The sequence below is a fragment of the Streptomyces sp. NPDC085900 genome (assembly GCF_044540925.1).
GTDB lineage: Bacteria > Actinomycetota > Actinomycetes > Streptomycetales > Streptomycetaceae > Streptomyces > Streptomyces gilvifuscus.
In genome coordinates this window covers 61,529-84,244 of record NZ_JBITSP010000001.1, presented here as the reverse complement: position 1 = coordinate 84,244, position 22,716 = coordinate 61,529, and the positions used below count along the sequence as shown (strand labels likewise).

The 22,716-nt window shown below is 70.4% G+C and carries 18 protein-coding genes and 1 other RNA gene; 8 read left to right on the top strand and 11 right to left on the bottom strand.

Translation table 11 applies throughout. The features are described from left to right. Window positions 1–217: 217 nt before the first annotated feature. The 4 genes from ACIGDI_RS00325 to ACIGDI_RS00310 all read right to left on the bottom strand — a co-directional run bounded on the left by ACIGDI_RS00325 (window position 218) and on the right by ACIGDI_RS00310 (window position 4,947). Window positions 218–2,587, bottom strand: a complete 2,370-nt coding sequence (locus tag ACIGDI_RS00325) for a HelD family protein (protein ID WP_399888360.1) — start codon at window positions 2,585–2,587, stop codon at window positions 218–220. 82 nt (window positions 2,588–2,669) lie between these two features. After that, the gene (locus tag ACIGDI_RS00320) at window positions 2,670–3,491 is read right to left on the bottom strand and encodes an anti-sigma factor (RefSeq protein ID WP_272174211.1); all 822 of its coding nucleotides are present in this window, start codon (window positions 3,489–3,491) and stop codon (window positions 2,670–2,672) included. Beyond that, window positions 3,491–4,012 (bottom strand): sigma-70 family RNA polymerase sigma factor, encoded by a 522-nt coding sequence (locus ACIGDI_RS00315; RefSeq protein WP_010039908.1) that lies wholly within the window; start codon window positions 4,010–4,012, stop codon window positions 3,491–3,493. The genes ACIGDI_RS00320 and ACIGDI_RS00315 overlap by 1 nt, the downstream gene beginning before the upstream one ends. A 329-nt stretch (window positions 4,013–4,341) precedes the next feature. Next, window positions 4,342–4,947 carry a CGNR zinc finger domain-containing protein gene (locus ACIGDI_RS00310; RefSeq protein ID WP_399888357.1) on the bottom strand — a complete coding sequence of 202 codons (606 nt, stop codon included), beginning with the start codon at window positions 4,945–4,947 and terminating at the stop codon, window positions 4,342–4,344. 161 nt (window positions 4,948–5,108) lie between these two features. Between ACIGDI_RS00310 and ACIGDI_RS00305 the strand changes: the two genes are divergently transcribed. Then, a complete protein-coding gene (locus tag ACIGDI_RS00305; protein WP_399888354.1) occupies window positions 5,109–5,621 on the top strand; it encodes a DUF1772 domain-containing protein in 513 nt (170 codons plus the stop codon). A gap of 14 nt (window positions 5,622–5,635) precedes the next feature. Here the strand turns inward: ACIGDI_RS00305 and ACIGDI_RS00300 are convergent, their stop codons facing one another. The 4 genes from ACIGDI_RS00300 to ACIGDI_RS00285 form a co-directional block, all read right to left on the bottom strand. Continuing rightward, window positions 5,636–6,796, bottom strand: a complete 1,161-nt coding sequence (locus ACIGDI_RS00300) for a uroporphyrinogen-III synthase (RefSeq protein ID WP_399888351.1) — start codon at window positions 6,794–6,796, stop codon at window positions 5,636–5,638. Window positions 6,797–6,912: 116 nt separating this feature from the next. Then, window positions 6,913–8,292, bottom strand: coding sequence for a nitrate/nitrite transporter (locus tag ACIGDI_RS00295; RefSeq protein ID WP_399888348.1), 1,380 nt, complete (start codon window positions 8,290–8,292; stop codon window positions 6,913–6,915). Window positions 8,293–8,495: 203 nt separating this feature from the next. Continuing rightward, entirely contained in the window at window positions 8,496–8,669 is a 174-nt protein-coding gene (locus ACIGDI_RS00290) for a hypothetical protein (protein ID WP_399888345.1), read from the bottom strand. A 103-nt stretch (window positions 8,670–8,772) separates the two neighbouring features. After that, window positions 8,773–9,738, bottom strand: coding sequence for a LysR family transcriptional regulator (locus tag ACIGDI_RS00285; protein WP_399888342.1), 966 nt, complete (start codon window positions 9,736–9,738; stop codon window positions 8,773–8,775). A 97-nt stretch (window positions 9,739–9,835) separates the two neighbouring features. On the opposite strand from ACIGDI_RS00285, the gene ACIGDI_RS00280 reads away from it, so the two are divergent. The 7 genes from ACIGDI_RS00280 to ACIGDI_RS00250 all read left to right on the top strand — a co-directional run bounded on the left by ACIGDI_RS00280 (window position 9,836) and on the right by ACIGDI_RS00250 (window position 20,562). Continuing rightward, the gene (locus ACIGDI_RS00280) at window positions 9,836–11,131 is read left to right on the top strand and encodes an MFS transporter (RefSeq protein WP_399888339.1); all 1,296 of its coding nucleotides are present in this window, start codon (window positions 9,836–9,838) and stop codon (window positions 11,129–11,131) included. Window positions 11,132–11,258: 127 nt separating this feature from the next. Next, complete coding sequence (locus ACIGDI_RS00275; RefSeq protein ID WP_399888336.1) at window positions 11,259–12,557, top strand: ABC transporter substrate-binding protein; 1,299 nt, start codon at window positions 11,259–11,261, stop codon at window positions 12,555–12,557. Continuing rightward, the gene (locus ACIGDI_RS00270) at window positions 12,554–13,513 is read left to right on the top strand and encodes a carbohydrate ABC transporter permease (RefSeq protein WP_399888333.1); all 960 of its coding nucleotides are present in this window, start codon (window positions 12,554–12,556) and stop codon (window positions 13,511–13,513) included. Before ACIGDI_RS00275 ends, ACIGDI_RS00270 begins: the two co-directional genes overlap by 4 nt. Then, the gene (locus ACIGDI_RS00265) at window positions 13,510–14,334 is read left to right on the top strand and encodes a carbohydrate ABC transporter permease (RefSeq protein WP_142152291.1); all 825 of its coding nucleotides are present in this window, start codon (window positions 13,510–13,512) and stop codon (window positions 14,332–14,334) included. The genes ACIGDI_RS00270 and ACIGDI_RS00265 overlap by 4 nt, the downstream gene beginning before the upstream one ends. Window positions 14,335–14,345: 11 nt before the next feature. Next, window positions 14,346–16,598: an alpha-xylosidase gene (gene yicI / locus ACIGDI_RS00260; RefSeq protein WP_399888329.1), complete on the top strand. Its 2,253-nt coding sequence runs from the start codon at window positions 14,346–14,348 to the stop codon at window positions 16,596–16,598. Next, a complete protein-coding gene (locus tag ACIGDI_RS00255) occupies window positions 16,598–17,605 on the top strand; it encodes a LacI family DNA-binding transcriptional regulator (protein WP_399888326.1) in 1,008 nt (335 codons plus the stop codon). Before yicI ends, ACIGDI_RS00255 begins: the two co-directional genes overlap by 1 nt. 47 nt (window positions 17,606–17,652) lie before the next feature. Further along, a complete protein-coding gene (locus tag ACIGDI_RS00250) occupies window positions 17,653–20,562 on the top strand; it encodes a glycoside hydrolase family 3 C-terminal domain-containing protein (RefSeq protein ID WP_399888323.1) in 2,910 nt (969 codons plus the stop codon). On the opposite strand, the gene ACIGDI_RS00245 is transcribed toward ACIGDI_RS00250, so the two are convergent. The 3 genes from ACIGDI_RS00245 to smpB all read right to left on the bottom strand — a co-directional run bounded on the left by ACIGDI_RS00245 (window position 20,549) and on the right by smpB (window position 22,675). Next, complete coding sequence (locus tag ACIGDI_RS00245; RefSeq protein WP_399888320.1) at window positions 20,549–21,532, bottom strand: alpha/beta hydrolase family esterase; 984 nt, start codon at window positions 21,530–21,532, stop codon at window positions 20,549–20,551. The two genes, ACIGDI_RS00250 and ACIGDI_RS00245, sit on opposite strands and share 14 nt — an antisense overlap. Window positions 21,533–21,635: 103 nt before the next feature. Beyond that, window positions 21,636–22,030: a transfer-messenger RNA gene (gene ssrA, locus ACIGDI_RS00240) on the bottom strand. Window positions 22,031–22,120: 90 nt separating this feature from the next. Beyond that, window positions 22,121–22,675: an SsrA-binding protein SmpB gene (gene smpB, locus ACIGDI_RS00235; protein WP_200703125.1), complete on the bottom strand. Its 555-nt coding sequence runs from the start codon at window positions 22,673–22,675 to the stop codon at window positions 22,121–22,123. Between the last annotated feature and the right edge of the window lie 41 nt (window positions 22,676–22,716).

Here is a 22,716-nt window from a genome sequence, read left to right as displayed (position 1 = left end):
CTCGCCTCGCGGCAAGTGGTCCCTCTGAGGGACGAAGGTTGGGCCCGGGGGCTTGGATCGGGCCGGTGCCACACCCAGGCTAACAAACAGATCCCGTAAGGCCATTCCCGTACCGGGACTTCATTCGTTTCCACCCCGGAGAGCGTCGACTCCACCCCCGGTGAGGGCCGGCTCCACCCCCGGTGAGGGTCGGCTCCACCCCCGGTGAGGGCCGGCTCTACTCCCGCAGGAGGTCGGGCACCCCGTCCCCGTCCGGCTGGTCCTTGTCCGTCGAGACGATCGTCAGCTGCTGCGTGGCCCTGGTGAGGGCGACGTACAGCACCCGCAGACCGGCCGGGGACTCGTCGGCGATCTCCGCGGGCGATACGACGACCGTGGCGTCGTACTCCAGACCCTTCGCCTCCAGGCTGCCGAGGGCCACCACCCGGTCGCCGAGCCCGGCCAGCCATCGCGCGGCCTCCTCGCGCCGCCGCATGGCGACGACGACGCCGACGGTGCCGTCGACGAGGTCGAGCAGGCGGGCGGCCTCCGCGCGGACGGTCTGCCCCAGGGACTCCCGCGACACCACGAAGCGCGGCTGCACGCCGGTGGAGCGGACGGCCGAGGGGGCCTCGGAGCCCGGCATGGCGAGCGCGAGGACCTTCGCCGCCAGTTCGGCGATCTCCGCCGGGTTGCGGTAGTTGACGGTGAGCTGGAAGCGGCGGCGCGGGCGGGTGCCCAGGGCCTCGTCGCGGGCCTCGGCCGCCTCGTCGACGTCCGACCAGGAGGACTGGGCGGGGTCGCCGACGACCGTCCAGGTGGCGTGCCGGCCGCGGCGGCCCACCATGCGCCACTGCATCGGCGTGAGGTCCTGGGCCTCGTCGACGATGACGTGGGCGTACTCGGTGCGCTCCTGTGCCAGCCGCTCGGCGCGCTCGCGCTGCGACTCCTCGCGCACCGGCATCAGCTCCTCGAGGCCGGTCAGCTGGTCCAGCGGGTCCAGCTCGCGCTTCTTCCTCGGACGTACCGGGGTGCCGAGGATCGCCTGGAGCTCGTCGAGCATGGCGATGTCGTGCACGGAGTGGCCGTCGCGTCTGAGCGAGCGGGCGACCCTGCGGACCTCGCCGGGGTTGAGGATCCGGCGGGCCCAGCGGCCCAGGCGCCGTTCGTCGGCCATGGCGGCGAGGACGGCCTTGGGGGTCAGCTCGGGCCACCAGGCGTCGAGGAACTCGAGGAAGGAGTCCTCGGAGGTGATGTCCTCGTCGAAGGAGGAGCGCAGTTCGGCCGCGAGCTCCGGGTCGGTGTGCCGGCCGGCGGCGCCCGACTGCTCCCACAGGGCGTCCAGGAGCAGCTTGCGGGCGCGGGGGCGCAGCAGGTTGACGGGTGCCGTGCCGCCCAGAGCGTTACGGCGGATACGTTCCAGCGTGGGCGACTCCAGCTCCAGCCGGCGCCCGAAGGCGACGACGCGCAGGCGGGTGGGGGTCTGAGCGGGGGCCGTCGCGTCACCCTCGCCGTCGTCGCCGAAGGCGAGCTGCCCGGCGGACGCGGCACCGGGCCGCCCCAGCTCCAGCGCCCCCCGCGCCGCCTTCCGCAGCACCTTCAGCATCCGGTACGAGCCCTTGGCCCGGGCCACCGACGGGGAGTCGTACAGCGTGGCCTCGGCGCCGTCGACGAGCGAGCCGATCGCGCGGATGGCGACCTGGCCCTCCTCGCCCAGCGACGGCAGCACGCCCTCGGTGTACGCGACGAGCAGCGGGGTCGGCGAGACGATGAGGATGCCGCCCGCGTACCGGCGCCGGTCCTGGTAGAGGAGGTAGGCGGCGCGGTGCAGGGCGACGGCCGTCTTGCCGGTGCCCGGTCCGCCCTCGACGTACGTCACGGAGGCGGCGGGGGCGCGGATGACCAGGTCCTGCTCGGCCTGGATGGAGGCGACGATGTCGCGCATGGTGTGGCTGCGGGCCTGGCCGAGGGCGGCCATGAGGGCGCCGTCGCCGATGACGGCCAGTTCGCGGCCGTCGAGGGAGGCCTTCAGCTCGGGGCGCATGAGGTCGTCCTCGACGCCGAGGACGCGCCGCCCCTTGGAGCGGATGACCCTGCGCCGTACGACCCGGCCCGGGTCGACCGGGGTGGAGCGGTAGAAGGGGGCCGCGGCGGGGGCCCGCCAGTCGATGACGAGGGGCGCGTAGTCGGCGTCGAGGACGCCGATGCGTCCGATGTGCAGGGTCTCGGCGATGTCGGCGGTGCCGTCGTCCCGGACGGCGCCTTCGGCGGGTTCCACGGCGGTGTAGGCGCCGTCGGGACCCTTCTTGCCGTCCTTGCCGAGAAGGAGATCGATCCGCCCGAAGAGGAAGTCCTCGAACTCGTTGTTCAGGCGGTTGAGGTGGACGCCGGCCCGGAAGACCTGGGCGTCCCGTTCGGCGAGGGCGCCGGGCGTACCGACCTGGCCGCGCTTGGCCGCGTCGTTCATCAGGAACTCGGCCTCGTGGATCTTCTCCTCGAGCCGCCGGTACACCCGGTCCAGGTGTTCCTGTTCGACGCTGATCTCCCGCTCACGACTCGAGTCGTGATCCGAGCCGACCGCGGTTTCCTGCTGAGCCTGAGCGGCCACCGGGCCCCCTTCTGACGTGCTGGGCAGCCGTCAACCGTACGCGAAGGGGACCCGGCAAAGCTACGTGGACGCAGGAGCAGTCCTACGCGTCGACCTGCACGAGCTTCTTGCCGTCGAAGGTCATGACCTCGAAATGGTCGATCTCGTTGGGCTTGAAGGCGGCGCCGCCCTGCGCGTACAGGGGCTGCTTCGACTCCGGGGTCTTGCCGTTGGGGATGCCGTATCCCCACTTGGGGACCGCCCAGGTCGACATCGTCTCGCGCTCGCCGTTCTTGCCCACCGCGATGAGCGAGCACTTCAGCGGGCCCTTGACGTTGCTGAGCTCGACGACGCCCCAGGTGCCCCAGTCCTTCTGCTCCATGGCCACGGTCGCCTTGACCTTGGTGGAGGCGTCCGTCGCCGAGATCTTGTCGTCGATCGTGGTGAAGGCCGCCTTGGCGCCGGCCGCCAGCGGGGTGCCGCTCTTGGCGCCGGAGTCTCCACCGGTCGCCGCCATGACGGTGAGCGGGCCACCGATGATCAGCGCGGCGGCTGCCGCCACCAGGTAGAACCCCTTGCGCCGCTTCAGCGCACGGCGCTCCGCGACCTCGTCGACCAGCTTCTCGGCGAGCCGCGGGCTGGGCCTGGCGGAGAGCGACTCCCCTATGGCCGGCGTGCCCGTCCCCGGCAGGTCCGCGAGGGCCGCCAGCATCGGCTCCATTCCGGCCAGCTCGTCGAGCTGCCGGGCGCACCATTCACAGGTGGCGAGATGTGCCTCGAAAGCGGTTGCCTCGGCGTCGTCGAGAATGCCGAGGGCGTAGGCGCCGACCGTCTCGTGCTCGCTCGGGCCCGGAGATCCCATCATGGGTCCAGACATACCCGACCCACCTGTGCCGAATCCCTGGTTTCCCCCGTAAACACTCATCACGCCGTCACCCCCCGCTCCTCCAGTGCGAGCTTCATCGACCGCAGGGCATAGAACACCCGAGACCGCACGGTGCCACTGGGAATGCCCAGCGTCTCGGCAGCCTCATTGACCGTACGCCCCTTGAAATACGTCTCGACGAGCACCTCCCGGTGGGCCGGGGTCAGGTCGTCCAGCGCGTCCGACAGCGTCATCAACCACAGCGCCTTGTCGATCTCGTCCTCCGCGGGGATGACCTCCAGCGGCGACGGATCGACCTCCTGCGGCCGGGCCTGCCGGCTGCGGTGGCCGTCGATGACGATGCGCCGAGCGACCGTCACCAGCCAGGGGCGTACCGATCCGGTCGCTCGATTGAGCTGGCCGGCGTTCTTCCAGGCACGGATGAGTGTTTCCTGCACCACGTCCTCGGCTCTCTGGCGGTCACCCGCGACCAGACGAAGGACGTACGCAAGGAGAGGTCCGGCGTGCTCCCGGTACAGGGCACGCATCAGCTCCTCATCAGGTTCCGAGGGCTGGGACATGCGATGTCGGGCCCTCGATCCACGTTCATTGGCCACGACGGAATCCTTGCGCACGCCCACCTCCGATGTCCGGGGGTTCCCCCAGTCGGTCGCTCGTGCACAGGTACGGATGTGGCATGCGTCATGTTCAAACTACGCCGACACTTTTCTTCGGGGTGTCGTGATGAGAGGGACATGAGAGCACATTCCCACCGCGCGATCTTTACATTTCCGCCACACCGGCAAGATCAGGCCGACTGCCCGTGGCGGTTCAAGACCAAACGGAGTGTTGTCGAAATCACTTCGACACCACACAACCCTGTTCCCCCCAGAACGCGCAAACCGGACAGCTAGGCCCGCGCGAGAGCGGCCCGGCGGCGGTGCCGGGCGACCCTTTCGCGGTTCCCGCAGACCTCACTGGAGCACCAGCGCCTCCTGCGTCCCCGGGACGAATCGACGTAGACGATCGGACAGTTGTCCCCCTCGCACTGCCGCAGCCCCGCTCTCGCGACGGGGTCGGTGAGCAGTTCCACGGCGTCCCTGGCGATGGCGGCGAGCAGCGCCGCGCACTCGGGCGGCCGGTCCAACTCCCTTACGAGGGCCCCGTCCTCACCGCGGACGGCGCGCGGGGCAGGGGGCGCGACGAGGGCGATCTCGTTCACCCGGCCGAGCGCGATGTCGTACGACGGCCGGGTCCGTGCGGTGACGCCCGCGGCCGTGCCGCGCACCAACTGCCCCACCTGCCCCCTGAGTTCCCGGAACCCCACGAGCCACGACCCGTCGGCGTGCGCCAGGGAGGTGCCCGGTGGCACCAGGCCCGCCCCCACGATCCAGGCGCACAGCACCTCGACCGAGTCGAACCGTTCCTCGGGATGCGTGGTCGCGAGGAGATCGAGGCAGATCCGCCCCGAGTCGAACCGCAGTTCGTACGGGACCGTGGCCGTACCCAGTGCCATGTGCCTGTCACCGCCTAGGGGTTACCAGGGGCCGGGGAAGCGTTCCTTCTTACAGTGCCCTCCCCTGGCCGAGGCCGGAACCCCTTCCGCTGGACGGGCGCTTATGCGGCCGCGCGTCTCGGCGATGTCCCGGGCGGGGCAGGGTCCGTTGACTGGAGGGCATGACACGAAACAGGACCGCCGCGGGACTCGTACTGGGCGCGGCCACGGTCGCCATGGGCCTGATGGCCGGGGTGTACTACATCTTCGCCTGCTGCGTGATGCCCGCGCTGGCCCGCAGCGACGACCGGACCTACGTCCAGGTCATGAACGACGTCAACGACGTCATCCAGAACCCGCTGTTCCTCCTCGCCTTCCTGGGCGCCCCGCTGCTGACGGCCGTCTCGGCGTGGCAACTCCGGGGCCAGCCCTGCCGGTCGTGGATCTGGACGGCCATGGCCGCGTACATGCTCGGCTTGTTGACGACGATCGCCTTCAACATCCCGCTCAACGACGACCTGTCCCGCGCGACCGACCCGGCGGCGGCACGGGAGCACTTCGAGGACGCGTGGGTGACGTGGAACGCGGTGCGGGCGGGGGTTTCGGTGGTGGCCTTGGCCTGTCTGGCACGGGGGTCGGTGCTGTACGGAGCCTCAGAGCGCCGGACGGCTCACCTCAACACGTCCGGCGCTTGAGGTGGCACCCTCCCTCAGGCGTCCGCGTACTTCGCGTCCGTCGCCGGATCCAACGCCAGCCGGTACCCCCGCTTGACCACCGTCTGGATCAGCTTCGGCGCCCCGAGAGCCGTCCGCAGTCGGGCCATCGCGGTCTCCACCGCGTGCTCGTCGCGTCCCGCCCCCGGCAGCGCCCGCAGCAGTTCCGCCCGGGCCACCACCCATCCCGGCCGCCGGGACAGGGCCCGCAGCAGGGACATCCCGGCCGGCGGAACCGGCTTCAACTCCCCGTCCACCAGCACCGCGTGACCCCGGATCTCCACCCGGTGCCCGGCGATGGGCAGCGCGCGGGCCCGCCCCGGCAGCTCCTGGCACAGCAGCTGTACGAGCGGACCGAGCCGGAACCGCTCCGGCTGCACCGTGTCGACGCCCCGCGCCTGCAGCGGCAGCGCGGTGACCGGCCCGACGCACGCGGGCAGCACGTCGTGGTGGAGCGCGGCGATCAGCTCGGGCAGCAGTCCCCGCTCCTCGGCACGGTTGAGCAGCGACGCCGCGGCCGGCGCGCTGGTGAAGGTGAGCGCGTCCAGGCCGCGGGAGACGGTGGCGTCCAGCAGCCGGTCCACCGGCCCGATGTCCTCCGGCGGCATCCACCGGTACACCGGCACCCCGACGACCTCGGCCCCGGCCTCCCGCAGCGCCTCCACGAACCCCGGCAGCGGCTCGCCGTGCAGCTGTATGACGATCCGGCGCCCCTCGACGCCCTCGTCCAGCAGCCGGTCGAGCACCTCGGCCATGGACTCGCTCGACGGCGACCAGTCCTCGGTGAGCCCGGCGGCCCGTATCGCCCCCTTGACCTTGGGGCCGCGGGCGAGCAGTTCGACGCCCCGCAGCCGCTCCAGCAGGGGCTCGCCGAGACCCCACCCGTCGGCGGCCTCGACCCATCCCCGGAACCCGATGGCGGTCGTCGCCACCACCACGTCCGGCGCCTCGTCGATCAGGTCCTTCGTCGCCGCCAGCAGTTCGCTGTCGTCGGCGAGCGGCACGATGCGCAGGGCGGGTGCGTGCAGGACGGCGGCTCCCCGTCGCTGCAGCAGTGCGCCCAGTTCGTCGGCGCGGCGGGCGGCGGTCACGCCCACCGTGAAGCCGGCCAGGGGCCCGTGCTGCCCTGACTGCGGTCGCTGCTGTTCGTCGTACATGGCTCTCGTCCCGAACTCGAGTCGTCGTACAGGAGGTACGGCGGTACCCACATACCGATCGAGCCTGTCAACGATGCGTGACAGGCTCGGTTCGGCTTCGTGTCGCCGGTGTTACGTCACACCTCGGCGTAGCTGAGCTGCGGCTTCGCCTCTGCGGCAGCCGTGGCGTGGGTGGCGGGGGCCGTACGGCGAAGGTATACGGCCCAGGTGATGGCGAAGCAGACGGCGTAGTAGGCGAGGAAGGCGACGAAGGCGCCGGTGCCCGAGCCGTAGGAGAGGAAGGACTGGCGGAAGGCCATGTTGATGCCGACACCGCCGAGCGCGCCGACCGCGCCGATGAGGCCCATGGAGGCCCCGGAGAGCCGGCGCCCGTACTTGACGGCCTCCTCGCCCTGCAGGCCCTTGGCGAGGGCCTTGGCCTGGAAGATGCCGGGGATCATCTTGAAGGTGGAGCCGTTGCCGATGCCGGTCAGCGAGAACAGCACCACGAAGGCGGTCACGAACAGGGGCAGCGACTTCTGCATGCTGGCGGCGACCAGGACAGCGGTGGCGGCGGCCATGGCGACGTAGTTGTAGAGGGTGATCTTCGCGCCGCCGTACTTGTCGGCGAGCCAGCCGCCGACGGGCCGGATGAGGGAGCCGAGCAGGGGGCCGACGAAGGTGAGGTAGGTGGCCTGCAGCGGCGTACGGCCGAACTGGTTGGTGAGCACCTGGCCGAAGGCGAAGCTGTAGCCGATGAACGAGCCGAACGTCCCGATGTAGAGGACGGACATGATCCAGGTGTGGCCGTCGCGGGCGGCGTCCTTGGCGGCGCCGGTGTCGTTCTTGACGTTCTCGATGTTGTCCATGAACAGCGCGGCGAGGACGGCGGCGACGACGATCAGCGGGATGTAGATGCCGAGCAGCACCCGCGGGCCGCCGCCGGCGCCGATCACGGCGAGGGCGACGAGCTGGATGGCCGCGACGCCGATGTTGCCGCCGCCGGCGTTGAGCCCGAGGGCCCAGCCCTTCTTCCGCAGCGGGAAGAAGGCGTTGATGTTGGTCATGGAGGAGGCGAAGTTGCCGCCGCCGATGCCGGCGAGGAGCCCGATCCACAGGAACGTGTCGAACGACGTGCCCGGCTTCATCACGGAGAACGCGGCGATGCTCGGCACGAGCAGCAGGCCGGCCGAGATGATCGTCCAGTTCCGGCCGCCGAAGACGGCGACGGCGAAGGTGTACGGGACGCGGACGACGGCGCCGACCAGCGTCACCATGGACGTCAGCAGGAACTTGTCGGCCGGGGTGAGCCCGTACTCCGGACCCATGAAGAGCACCAGCACCGACCACAGGGTCCAGATGGAGAACCCGATGTGCTCGGAGAGGACGGAGAAGGCGAGATTGCGGCGGGCGATCTTCTCCCCGGTCTGCTTCCAGAAAGTCTCGTCCTCGGGGTCCCACTGCTGGATCCAGCGGCCTCCCCTACTGGATGCGGGGGCTGTGCTAGGGGCTGTCATGACGCCTCCACGGTGCTCCGGGGCTCGGTGGTACTCGGGGTGCTGAGCGGTATGAGTCCCGAAGGTAGGGAGGGCGCGTTTCCTTGCTGTGGCACTGAGTGACCGGAAGGGAACGTTGCTCTCACCCCGGACCGGGGCGGGATGAGAGGTACTGCGCCGGTACGTTACGAACGCCTCCCCCGAGCCGACCGGCGCACTGTGAGTCAGCGGCCCCGGCGGTCGACGGCCGTGAGGTCGATCTCGATGTCGCAGGGGACGGAGACCTTGAGCCGCTCGTGGAAGATGCCGGTGAGGCCGCAGGCCAGGCCTGGGTGGCCGAATCGAGCCAGCGGTACGCGGGTTTCGTCGGCCGGCCCGTCGTCGGATGCGGCGCTCATCGGTGCTCCCCTGGGACGGACTCTCGCCTGTCGCTTCAGCGTGCCCAGGGGGACGACGGCGGGCTCACCCGAACCAGTGATCCAACGTCAGGGCCGGAGGCCGTCACGCGTCGGCGTCCGGGACCCATCCCCCCTCCGGCACCCTCAGCCACCCCTCCCCCGCCGACAGTTCCGCCGCCGCGCGGCGGAGCGCGTCGAGTGCGGGGTGGGTCATGCCCCTTCGCCAGACCAGGGACACGGGGGACAGCGGGACCGGGTCGACCAGGGGGCGCAGTACCGTCCGTGGCATGGGCGGGAAGTCGGTCACCGCGAGGATCGGGTGCCGCATCTTGGCCATGATCCGTTCGAACTCCTCGTCGCCGACGGCCAGCGGCGCGGGTGGCGCGATCTCGATGCCGCGGCCGTCGAACAGGCGGCGCGCGAGGTCCGTCCACTCGGGGGTACGGGGGTTTCCGGCGCCCGCGTACACGGTCTCGCCCGCCAGCGCGGCCAGCGGCACCGCGTCCAGACAGGCCAGGTGGTGGTCGTCGGGCAGGACGACCGCCATCGGCTCGTGGCGGACGAGCTGGTGGTCCAGTCGGCCGCGGAGTGCCGGGTCCAGGCCCGCGTACCGTCCGAACGACGCGTCCAGCCGGCCGGCCAGCAGTTCCGCCGCCGCGCCGGTCAGCCCGCTCTCGTACCGTGCCATCAGCTCGTGCTCGGGGGCGAGTTCGCGGGCCCGGTGCAGGACGCGGCGTGCGGTGACCGCGTCCCGGTAGTTGAGGTCGACCAACAGGGGGCGGGCCTGTCCGAAGGCGTCCAGCAACTCGTCCTGCGCCGCCAGCACGCGGCGGGCGTACGGCAGCAGTCGCTCGCCGTCGGAGGTGAGGGTCACCTGCCGGGTGGAGCGCACGAACAGCTCGGCCCCCAACTCCCTCTCCAGCCGCCGTACATCACGGCTGAGTGCCTGCTGGGCGACGTAGAGCCGGGCGGCGGCCCGGGTGAAGTGCAGCTCGTCGGCGACCGTGACGAACGCGCGGAGGAGTCGGGGGTCGAGGTGGCGGTGGCCGACAGGTCCGGGGGCTGGCATCCGGTGAACCTACAACAGCGACTCACAACACAGGTGCGTGAATCAGTGCGAAGCAGGTGTTGGACCCCTTGATCGTCCACGGGCGACCGTAGTGCCCATGCCGCAGTCCGAGTCCCGCAGGCCTCCCATGTTCACCGTCACCGCCGACACCATCGTCGCCGTCGACTTCACCTCCCGTACGGGAACGCCCGGTCCCTACCGCCGCCTCCTGTCCACCCCCGGCGCCCGCGCCTTCACCCTCCCCAACCTCCTGGCCCGTCTGCCGATGGGCATGTTCAGCGTGAGCGCGGTGGTGATGATCGCCGGTTCGCGCGGCTCGTACGCCCTCGCCGGCGCCGTCACCGCGACCGGCCTCGCGGCGACCGCCCTGGTCGCCCCGTGGATCGCGCGGCTCGTCGACCGGCACGGGCAGGCACGGGTCGCCGTACCCGCGACCGCCGTCGCCGTCCTCGGCTCCCTCGCGCTCCTGCTGTGCGTCCGCTACGACGCCCCGGCCTGGACCCTGTTCGCCTCCTACGCCGCCACCGCCACCACCCCCAACACCGGCGGCATGTCCCGCGCCCGCTGGGCCCATCTGCTGCGGGGCGACGAACGGGCCCTGCACACCGCGAACTCCTTCGAGCAGGCCGCCGACGAGGCGTGTTTCATGCTGGGCCCGGTCCTCGCGGCCTTCCTGTGCGGAACGTTCTTCCCGGAGGCGGGCACCCTGGTGGGAGCCTTGCTGCTGCTCACCGGCGTGCTGCTGTTCGCCGCCCAGCGTTCGACCGAGCCGCCCGCGGGCCGGCCGGCGCACAGCGCGCCCCCGTTCCGGGCTCCGGGCATGCCCGCGCTGCTCACCGTCTGCCTCGCCATGGGGGCGGTGTTCGGCTCCATGGAGGTCGTCACCATCGCGTTCGCGGACGCGCAGGGGCACCGTTCGGCGGCGGGGGTCGTGCTGGCGCTGCAGGCGGCCGGATCGTGCGCGGCGGGGCTGCTGTTCGGGACCCTCAGGACCAGGGGGCCCGCCTCCGAGCGGCTCCCCTGGTGCATCGCCGCGATGACGGGCCTGCTCACCCTGCCCCTGCTCACCGCGACCCTGGCCGGTTCGCTGCCGCTCCTCGCGCTCGCCCTCCTCGTCGCCGGCATGGCGACCGCCCCGACGATGGTCACGACGATGACGCTGGTCCAGCAGCTCACCCCGGAGGGGCGTCTCAACGAGGGCATGACCCTCGCCGTCACGGGTCTGCTCGGCGGCATCGCCTGCGGCTCGGCGATCGGCGGCTGGACCGTGGACCACATGACGGCGACGGCCGGGTTCGGGGTGCCGGTGACCGCCGCGGCCGTGACGCTGATGATCTCCCTGTTCCACCAGCCGGCGACTTCTCCGGACAGCGATTCCCGTCAAATGCATTGACGCGCCCACAGCGCCCACATACGGTCCCCCGTCGAAGCGCTTCGACGTCACGCATCGAATCGATTCGACGATGGCCCGTTCGCCGCGTGACGTCCCGATACCCATCCGACTCCTGCGGAGGCACGGGATGTTGACGACACGAAGGCGTGTGATGACGGTCGCGGCGGCGGTCCTGGGAGGGTCGCTGCTCGTGACCGCCTGCGGCGGCTCGGACGGTGGCGGGTCCGCGGACGGCAAGACGCTCAAGCTCTGGCACTACGAGGGCGCCGACAGCGCGATGGGCGCCGCCTGGAACGAGGCGATCAAGGAGTTCGAGGCGAAGCACCCGGGCGTGAAGGTGAAGTTCGAGGAGAAGGGCTTCGAACAGATCCAGAAGACGGCGCCCATGATCCTCAACTCCTCGGACGCGCCCGACCTCATGGAGTACAACAAGGGCAACGCGACCGCGGGCCAGCTGTCGAAACAGGGCCTGCTGACCGATCTGTCGGCGGAGGTCACCAAGCGCGGCTGGGACAAGACGCTCAGCCCGGGCGTGGCCACGACCAGCAAGTACGACGCCGAAGGCGTCATGGGCTCCGGCAAGTGGTACGGCGTGCCCAACTACGCCGAGTACACGATGGTCTACTACAACAAGGACCTGTTCAAGAAGTACAAGATCGCCGAGCCGAAGACGTTCGACGAGCTCACGGCCGCCATGGACGAGTTCGTCGCCAAGGGCGTCACCCCGCTCGCGAACGCCGGCGCCGAGTACATGGCCCAGCAGTACCTCTACCAGCTCGCCCTGTCCAAGGCCGACCGCTCCTGGGTCGACAAGTACGAGCTGTACAAGGGCAAGAACGACTTCCACGACCCGGCCTGGACGTACGCGGCCACCACCTTCGCCGACTGGGTGAAGAAGGGCTACATCAGCAAGAAGTCGACCAGCACCAAGGCCGAGGACGCCGGAGTGTCCTGGATCCAGGGCAAGGCGCCGATCCTGTTCTCCGGCAGCTGGTGGTACGGCCGCTTCCAGTCGGAGGCCAAGTTCGACTGGGACAGCGGGCTGTGGCCCGGGTCGGACCTGACCCTGGGCTCGGGCGGCAACCTCTGGGTGGTCCCCAAGAACGCCAAGAACAAGGAGCTCGCCTACGACTTCATCGACATCACCATGTCGAAGAAGATCCAGAACATCCTGGGCAACAAGGGCGGTGTCCCGGTGGCGGCCGACACCTCGGCCATCACCGACCCCAAGTCCAAGGAGCTGATCTCCGACTTCAACACCGTCAGCAAGCGGGACGGCCTCGCCTTCTACCCGGACTGGCCGGTCAACGGCTTCTACGACGTCCTCGTCTCCGAGACGCAGAAGCTGATCACGGGCAGTGAGAAGCCGGACGCCTATCTGTCGAACCTCCAGCAGGCCTACGACAAGGGCGTGCCGCAGCAATGACGGTCACCGTCGAACGGGGTGCGCGGACCGGCGGCGGGCAGCCGCACGCCGGGCCGCGCCGCCCCCGTACCCGCGACTCCTACGCCCTGTTCCTGCTGCCCGGCTTCCTCGCCTTCACGGCGATCATCATCGTCCCGTTCCTGATGAACACGGGCGTGAGCTTCACCGAGTGGCAGGGCATCGGCACCCCGAAGTGGACCGGCCTCGCCAACTACCGTGACCTGCTGGACGACTCGGAGTTCTGGGCGTCCTTCCGGCACAGCCTGTTCATGGTCGTCGCCATGGCCGCCGTGCCGACGGTGATCGGACTCGTCCTGGCCGCCGCCCTGTTCGACTACATAGGCAAGCACTTCGGCAGCAAGGTCGCCGCCGTCCTGCGTGCCTGCTTCTACCTTCCGCAGGTGCTGCCGATCGCGGTCGCGGGCATCGTGTGGAGCTGGATCCTCGCGCCCGACAACGGCTCCCTCAACGAGCTGCTGAAGGCCGTCGGGCTCGGCAGCTGGCAGCAGGACTGGCTCGGCGATCCCGACATCGCGCTGTACAGCGTCATGGGGGTCATGGTCTGGGTCCAGATCGGCTTCCCGCTGGTCGTCTTCATGGCCGGACTGCAGCGCGTGGACCCGCAGTTGCACGAGGCGGCCGAGCTGGACGGGGCCGGCTGGTGGCGGCGCTTCTGGCACGTCACGCTGCCGCAGATCCGGCCGGAGATCTACGTCGTGCTGACCTGGTGCACGATCGCCGCGCTCAAGGTGTTCGGCGCGGTGTACGTGCTGACCAAGGGCGGGCCCGGCGGCGCGACCGACGTGCCGTCGTACTTCTCCTTCACCACCTTCTTCGAGAAGACGCAGGTCGGCTACGGCGCCGCGATCTCCACCATCCTCACGGTGATCATCCTGGCGCTCTCCCTGGGCCTGCTGAAGCTCCAGACCCGCAGCGAGGAAGGGGACCGCGCATGACGACAGCCCTGCGCCGCTACCCGGTGCTGATCGCCCTGTGCATCGCGGCCCTCTTCATGGTCGTGCCGTTCCTGATCGTCGCGGTCAACGCGGTCAAGTCACCGACCGAGTACTCGCAGAACGGCCCGCTCAGCCTCCCGAAGGGCCTCTACACCACCGGCCTGAAGGACTTCTGGGAGCGGGTCGACTACGGCCAGAAGCTGTTCAACTCCGTGCTGATCAGCGGCTCGGTGGCGGTGCTGGCGGCGGCCCTGTCGGTGCTCAACGCCTACGCGATCGGCATCGGCCGGATCAAGGGCCGCACCTGGGTGCTGGCGTTCTTCGTGCTCGCCAACATGCTCCCGCAGGAAGCGCTGGTCTACCCCGTCTACTACCTGAGCAAGCAGGTCGGGCTCTACGACACCAGGCTGAGCGTGATCATCGTGTTCACGGTGATCCAGGCGGCCTTCGGCACGTATCTGCTCTCCTCCGTCCTGGGCCAGTTCCCCCGCGAGATCATCGAGGCGGCCCGGATCGACGGCGCGAACAAGTGGCAGGTGCTGTGGCGGATCGTCGTCCCGGTCAGCCGGCCCACCATCGGCGTGCTCCTGGTCTTCTTCTTCATCTGGACCTGGAACGAGTTCCTGCTCCCCCTGGTCATGCTGATCTCCAACGACAACCAGACGGTGTCGGTGGCCCTCGGCGTGCTGCAGGGCCAGCGCCTGATGGACGCCACCATGACCAACGCGGCGGCCCTGCTCGGCGTGCTGCCCGCCATCGTCTTCTTCCTCGTCTTCCAGCGGACGCTCACCCGCGGCATCGCCGTGGGAGCCGTGAAGTAAGGACCCCCCACATGAAGTTCACCGACGGCTACTGGCTGCTGCGCGAGGGCGTCACCGCGGCCCACCCGGTCGAGGTCCTCGACGTCACAGCCGCCGAGGGCGCGCTGGACATCCACGCGCCGACCCAGCCCATCCGCCACCGCGGCGACCTGCTGAAGGGACCGGTCGTGACGATCAGCGCGCACGCCCCGATGCCCGACGTCATCGGCGTCACCTTCACGCACTTCGAGGGCGAGCAGCCCCGCGGCCCGCAGTTCGAGCTGGGCAGGCAGGACTTCGCGGTCCACACGGAGTACGACGAGGAGCACGCGACGCTGACCTCCGGCGCGCTCTCGGTCCGGGTGGCCCGCACCGGCCCGTGGCACGTGGACTTCCTCGCCGACGGCCGGACGCTCACCACCAGCGGCCCCAAGAACATGGGCATCATGCGGGACACCGCCACCGGCGCCCACTACCTGCGCGAACAGCTCAACCTGACCGTCGGCACCTCCGTGTACGGCCTCGGCGAGCGCTTCGGGCCGCTGGTCAAGAACGGCCAGGTCGTCGACATCTGGAACGCCGACGGCGGCACGGCCACCGAACAGGCCTACAAGAACGTCCCGTTCTACCTCACCGACGCGGGCTACGGCGTCTTCGTCGACCACCCGGGCAGGGTCTCCTTCGAGGTGGGCTCGGAGGCGGTGTCCCGGGTGCAGTTCAGCGCGGAGACCCAGCAGCTGACGTACTACGTCATCTACGGCCCCACGCCCAAGGACGTCCTGCGCAAGTACACCGCCCTCACCGGCCGCCCCGCCCTGCCGCCCGCCTGGTCGTTCGGCCTGTGGCTGTCGACGTCCTTCACGACGTCGTACGACGAGGAGACGGTGACCTCGTTCATCGAGGGCATGCGGGAGCGCGAACTGCCGCTGTCCGTCTTCCACTTCGACTGCTTCTGGATGCGCGAGTTCAACTGGTGCGACTTCCAGTGGGACCCGCGGGTGTTCCCCGACCCCGAGGGCATGCTCGCCCGGCTCAAGGCCAAGGGCCTGCACATCTGCGTCTGGATCAACCCCTACATCGCGCAGCGCTCGCCGCTGTTCGCGGAGGGCAAGGCGCTCGGCCACCTGCTGAAGCGGCCCGACGGCAGTGTCTGGCAGTGGGACCTGTGGCAGCCCGGAATGGCGCTGGTCGACTTCACCAGCCCGGCGGCCCGCGACTGGTACGCCGCGAAGCTGGAGGCGCTGCTCGCGCAGGGCGTCGACTGCTTCAAGACCGACTTCGGCGAGCGGGTGCCCGTCGACGTCGCCTACGCCGACGGCTCCGACCCCGAGCGGATGCACAACTACTACACCTACCTCTACAACCGCACGGTCTTCGACGTGCTGCGCAAGCACCGCGGCGAGGGCGAAGCCGTCGTCTTCGCCCGGTCGGCGACGGCCGGCAGCCAGAAGTTCCCGGTGCACTGGGGCGGCGACTGCGAGGCGACGTACGAGTCGATGGCGGAGTCGCTGCGCGGCGGGCTGTCGCTCGGCCTGTCCGGCTTCGGCTACTGGAGCCACGACATAGGCGGCTTCGAGGGCACCCCGACGCCCGCCCTGTTCAAGCGCTGGCTGGCCTTCGGACTGCTGTCCTCCCACAGCCGGCTGCACGGCAGCTCCTCCTACCGCGTCCCGTGGCTCTTCGACGAGGAGTCCGTGGACGTGCTCCGGCTGTTCACCCGGCTGAAGCTGAGCCTCATGCCGTACCTGTACGAGGCCGCGCGCACCGCCCAGGCCGAGGGCGTGCCGATGATGCGGGCGATGGTGCTGGAGTTCCCGGACGACCCCGCGTGCGCGCACCTGGAGCGGCAGTACATGCTGGGGCCGGACCTGCTGGTGGCGCCGGTGTTCAGCGACGACGGCGATGTCTCGTACTACGTCCCCGAGGGAACCTGGACCCACTTCCTGAGCGGGAGGACGGTGACCGGGCCGCGCTGGGTGCGCGAGCGGCACGGCTTCTCCAGTGTGCCGCTGCTGGTCAGGCCCGGTGCGGTGATCCCGGTCGGCGCGGTCGACGACCGGCCCGACTACGACTTCGCCGACGGGGTCACCCTGCGGGCGTTCGGGCTGCGGCGGGGCGCGCGGGTGACGGTGCCGGTCGGGGAGGTCGTCTTCACCGTCGTACGCGAGGGGGACACGCTGCGGGCCTCGTGCAGTGATCCGGCGGCGCCGTGGGCGCTGACCGCCGGGGAGCGCACGGCGCGGGCGCAGGCGGGCACCGGGTTTCTCTCCCTGGAGCTGGGCTGATGGTGAAGATCACCGATGTGGCGCGGCACGCCGGGGTCTCCCCCAGCACCGTCTCCTACGCGCTCAGCGGCAAGCGCCCCATCTCGGAGGAGACCCGGCAGCGGGTCGAGGAGGCCATCCGCGAGCTGGGCTACCGTCCGCACGCCGGCGCCCGCGCCCTGGCCAGCAGCCGGTCCAACGTCCTGGCGCTCGTCGTGCCCCTACGGGCCGGCATCCATGTGCCGGTGGTCATGCAGTTCGCGGTGTCGGTGGTGACGACCGCCCGGCGCCACGACCACGACGTGCTGCTGCTGACCCAGGAGGAGGGAGAGGACGGTCTGCGCCGGGTCGCCGACACGGCGCTGGTGGACGCGCTGATCGTGATGGACGTCCAGCTCCACGACCCCCGACTGGGTCTGCTGCGCTCACTGGACCGGCCGTCCGTGCTGATCGGCTTCCCCGCCGAGCCGGCCGGGCTGACCTGCGTCGACCTCGATTTCAAGTCGGCCGGGGAGGCGTGCGTGGAGCATCTGGCGCGGCTGGGCCACCGGGTGGTGGCGCTCGTCGGGTCGCCGCCGGAGGTGTACGTGCGCGGGACCGCGTTCGCGCAGCGGGTCGTCCAGGGGTTCACGGCCGCCGCCGACCGCGGCGGGCTGTCGTCCTCCGTGCACCCCTGCGAGGCCACGCCGGCGGCCGCCCGGCTGGTCGCCGAGCAACTGCTGCGCGAGCAGCCCGCGTTGACCGGGGTCGTCGTCCACAACGAGGCGATCCTCGAACCGCTGACGGACGCCTTCGAACAGCTCGGCCTGCGCGTCCCCGGCGACCTGTCCGTCACCGCCATCTGCCCCGACGAGATCGCCGAGTCCGTCCGCGTGCCCGTCACCTCCGTCGCCCTGCCCTCCGCCGAGCTCGGCGAGCGGGCGGTGCAACTGCTGATGAAGAAGCTGGACGGCAGTGCCGTACCGGAGGCGACGCTGCTCGCGCCACAGATGACGGAGCGGGCGAGCACCGCACCGAGGAACACCTGACGCACCTCAGCACCCGTCTGCAAGGCCCTACCTGAAGGAGCCGCGTCATGACAGGCAAGAGAAGACACAGTTCCGTGTACGCCCTGGCCCTCACCCTCGTCGCCGCGCTCGGCGCCACCGTGCCCGCGCACGCCGACACCCCCTACCCCTTCCGCGATCCGAGCCTGTCCGTGGACGCCCGGGTCACCGACCTCCTCGGCCGCCTCACCCTGGACGAGAAGATCTCCCTGCTCCACCAGTACGAGCCCGCGATCCCCCGCCTCGGCATCCAGTCCTTCCGCACCGGCACCGAGGCCCTGCACGGCGTGGCCTGGCTGGGCAAGGCCACCGTCTTCCCGCAGGCCGTCGGGCTGGCCTCCACCTGGGACCCGGCGCTGATGCGGGACGTCGGCTCGGCGGTCGGCGACGAGGCCCGCGGCTTCCAGCAGACCCGCCCGGACGGCTGGGGCCTGAACCTGTGGGCGCCGGTGGTCAACCCGCTGCGCGACCCGCGCTGGGGCCGCAACGAGGAGGGCTACTCCGAGGACCCGTACCTCACGGGCGCGATCTCGACGGCCTACGGCACGGGTCTGACGGGCGGCGACCCCGACCACCTCAAGACCGCCCCCACGCTCAAGCACTTCCTCGCCAACAACAACGAGGTCCACCGCGACACGACCACCTCCGAACTGCGGCCGCGCGTGGCGAAGGAGTACGACGAGCAGGCCTTCAAGCCGGCCGTCGAGGCGAACGCGGCGACGGGCGTGATGTCCTCGTACAACCTCGTCAACGGCCGCCCGAACACGGTGAACCCGGCCCTGGACGACACCGTCCGCAGCTGGACCTCCCAGCGGCTGCTCAACGTCACGGACGCCTACGCCCCCGGCAATCTGGTCGGCAGCCAGAAGTACTACGGCACCCAGGCGGAGGCGGACGCGGCGGCGCTGAAGGCGGGCATCGACAGCTTCACGGACAACGACAGGGACTCCGGGCCGACGACCGCGGCGGTCAAGTCGGCACTCTCCACCGGCCTGTTGAAGGAGTCGGACGTCGACAAGGCCGCCGCGGACGTGCTGAGCGTCCGCGTCCGGCTCGGCGAGTTCGACCCGGGCGGCGGAAAGTACGGCTCCATCGACGCGTCGGTCATCGACAGCCCGGCGCACCGGAAGCTGGCGAGGCGGGCGGCGACCGAGGCCGCGGTGCTGCTGAAGAACCAGGGCGGTGCCCTGCCGCTGAGGAAGTCCGCGAAGGACGTGGCCGTGGTCGGCCCGCTCGCCGACACCCTCCACACCGACTGGTACTCGGGCACCCTGCCCTACGTCGTCACGCCCAAGGACGGCATCGAGGCGAAGCTCGGCACGCCGGTGGCGAGCAGCGAGGGCGTCGACCGGATCGCGCTGAAGGACACGGCGACCGGGAAGTACGTGACGGCCGGGGCGGGCGCGGCGGGCGCGGCGCTGAAGGAGAGCGCCACGAGCGCGGACACGGACGCCCAGTTCGACGTGTTCGACTGGGGCTCGGGCATCGTCACCCTGCGCTCGGCCGCCAACGGAAGATACGTCGGCTACAACTGGTCCGGCTTCGTCAACGACCAAACGCAGCCCAACGGCTGGTACGTGCAGCAGCAGTTCAAGTTGGAGGCCCAGGACGACGGCACGTACCTGCTGCGCTACGCCGGCTACGAGACCCAGGAGTCCTGGTGGTCCAACCCGGTCTACCTCGGCCCGACGGGTGCGGACGGCACGCTGGGGCTGGTGCCGAAGGACCAGGCCGCGCACTACGCCAAGGACGTGGTCCGCAGCGGGGTCGCCGACGCGGTGGCGGCGGTGAAGGGCCGGGACACGGCGGTCGTCGTGGTCGGCTCCGACCCGTCGATCAACGGCCGCGAGGCCCACGACCGCACCGACATGGGCCTGGCGCCCGCGCAGGAGTCCCTGGTCGAGGCGGTCCGCGCGGCCAACCCCCACACGGTGGTGATCGTCGAGAACAGCTACCCGACGACGCTCGGCTCCCTGCAGAAGCAGGTCCCCGCCCTGCTGTGGACCACCCACGCCGGCCAGGAGACCGGAAACGCCCTGGCCGACCTCCTCTACGGCGACGCCGACCCCTCGGGCCGGCTCACGCAGACCTGGTACCGGTCCGAGTCCGACCTGCCCTCCATCCTGGACTACGACATCATCAAGTCCGGCCGCACGTACCAGTACTTCACCGGCCGGCCGCTCTACCCCTTCGGCTACGGGCTGTCGTACACCTCTTTCCGCTACGGCGGGTTGAGGCAGGTGAAGGGCGGCTACGAGGTCTCGGTCACCAACACGGGCGGCCGGGCCGGTGACGAGGTCGTGCAGCTCTATGTCCACCAGCGCGTCTCCCGCGACGAGCAGCCGCTGAAGCAGCTGAAGGCCTTCCAGCGGGTGTCGCTGAAGCCGGGCGAGACCCGGACGGTGCGGCTGAAGCTGCGGCGGTCGGACCTGGCCCACTGGGACGTCACCCGCTCCAAGTGGGTGGTGGAGAAGGGCACTTACGACGTCATGGTGGGCTCGTCGTCCGCCGACCTGCCCGCCCGGACGGCCTGGCGGGTCGACGGCGAGACGATCCCGCCCCGCGACCTGTCGAAGGTCACGCGCGCGGAGAACTTCGACGACTACTCCCCGGCCGTCCACCTCGTCGACGAGTCCAAGGCCGGCGGTACGGCGGTGTCGGCGGCCTCCGACGGGGCGTGGCTGAAGTTCGCCGACACCCGGCCGGGCAAGGGCGCGGGCGTGTTCAGCGCGCGCGTCGCCAGCTCCGCCGGGTCGGTCGAGGTGCGGCTGGGCTCGCCCACCGGGCCCCTCGCCGCGACCGCGCACTTCGCGGGCACCGCGTCGCCGTACGAGTACACGACGGTGACCGCGAGGCTGTCGGCCGCGGCGAAGGGCCGTGCGGACGTCTACCTGGTCCTCGGCAAGGACGTACGCCTGTCGACGTTCAGCCTGCGCTGAGGCCCCACGCCTGCCCGAGCCGGTAGGCGGCGCACAGGTTCACGTCGAGGAGGTAGGCCCCGGCGGCTCCGCACTGCCCGGTGCCGCTGCCGGGGTCCACCGGCTGGCCGTGTCCCATGCCCGTGATGCTGTACGTCTCGACGGCCGTGTTCCCCGCCGGGTCCTTGAAGACCTGGTGGGGATAGCCGGCGACGGTGTCACTGACGTCGGCGGTCTGGTCGGCGCCGTGCACGTTCGTCCACTGCCGCATCAGGTCGGTCATGTTGACCGGCTTGACGGTGTAGTCGGCGGTGCCCTGGAAGACGGTCAGCGTCGGCCAGGGCCCGGAGTACCCGGGCCGGGCGGCGCGCACCCGGTCGCCCCACTGCGCCGGGGTCTGCGTGGCGCCGACGTACATGCACACGTACGGCGATCCGGCCGCCTGCGCGCACCCGTACGGCAGCCCGGCGACGACCCCGCCGGCCGCGAACTTCTCCGGGTAGGCCGCCATCATCACGGCGGTCATGGCGCCGCCGGCGGACAGCCCGGTGACGTACACGCGCGAGGCGTCCCCGCCGGCGTCGGCGAGCTGCCGGTCCACCATCTGCGCGACGCTCGCGGCCTCGCCCTGCCCGCGTTCGATGTCGCCGGTCTGGAACCAGTCGAAGCAGGAGGAGGCGTTGTTGGCGGTGGACTGCTGCGGCAGCACCACGGAGAAGCCCCACCGGTCGGCGAGCTGGATCCAGCCGCTGCCGGAGCCGTACCCGGCGGCGTCCTGGGTGCAGCCGTGCAGGGCGACGACCACCGGGCGGCCGGCGGGCAGCCCCGCGGGGACGTACCGGAACATGCGCAGGGCCCCGGGGTTCGACCCGAAACCGGTGACCTCCTGGAGGGAGGCGGCACGGGCCTGTCCCGACGGGATCAGGGCGAGCAGGGCGACCAGCAGGGTCGCCAGACAGACAAGGCGGCTTGCGGCTCTGGTGTGTGTCATGGGGAGGGACCGTAGAAGCGTGAACCACCCGCCGATATAGAGCCGGACCCCATAAACACACCGAGGGCCCGGTGGTCTGAGACCACCGGGCCCTCAACATGGAGAGTGGAGATGGCGGGAATCGAACCCGCGTCCAACGGTGCAGAACCAGGGCTTCTCCGTGTGCAGTTCGCTGCGATTTTCTCGGCCCCGGCGATCACGCGAACAAGTCGCCGACGGGCCCAGTCACTGTTTGATTTCCCTCTTCACCCCGTGACCGGGATCAAGGTTTAGTCCCCTAGCTGATGCCAGGATCCGGGTCGGGAACACCCCCGGGCTGACACTCCCATCAAGGAGCTATTCGATCACTACCTGATCAGGCAGCGAGAGCGAAAAGCTCGGGAGAATCGCTCTTGGAATTGGCGATTATTTGTTTCGGCCTGTGGTTTACGAGATCATGGCCGCTTCCTCGACACGCTTCCCCTGCTTCGACATCCGCTGTCGAAACCGATCATCCCCATGTTGTGTTTTCAAACCGCGCACCCGCTGTGAGGTGCAGTCCCATCGTACGTGACCAACGCACGCCGATGCCACCGTATTCCCGCGGGGTCAGGCGCCCCGCTGCTTGCGCTTGGCCGCCGCGACCGCGCGGTCCGCGTCCCGCCGGTCCTGCTTCTCCCTCAGGGTCTGGCGCTTGTCGTACTCCTTCTTGCCTCGCGCCAGCGCGATCTCGGCCTTCGCCCGGCCGTCCTTGAAGTACAGGGCGAGCGGCACGACGGTGTGACCGGTCTCCTCCGCCTTGACGGCCAGCTTGTCGATCTCCTCGCGGTGCAGCAGCAGCTTGCGCTTGCGGCGCGCGGAGTGGTTGGTCCAGGTGCCCTGGGCGTACTCGGGGATGTGGGCGTTGTGCAGCCACGCCTCACCCCCGTCGATCTGGACGAAGCCGTCGACCAGTGAGGCGCGGCCCTGGCGCAGCGACTTGACCTCGGTGCCGGTCAGGACGAGCCCGGCCTCGTAGACGTCGATGATCGCGTAGTCGTGTCGGGCCTTCTTGTTCTGGGCGACCAGCTTGCGCTTGCCGCCCTTCTCGCCGTCCTTGGCCTTGCCGGCGCCCGCGCCCTGCTTGGGCTGGGCCTCCTTGGGTACGTACATTCCCTTGCTCATAGTGCCGTCCATTTTCGCACTACGCAGGGGGGCCGGGGCCA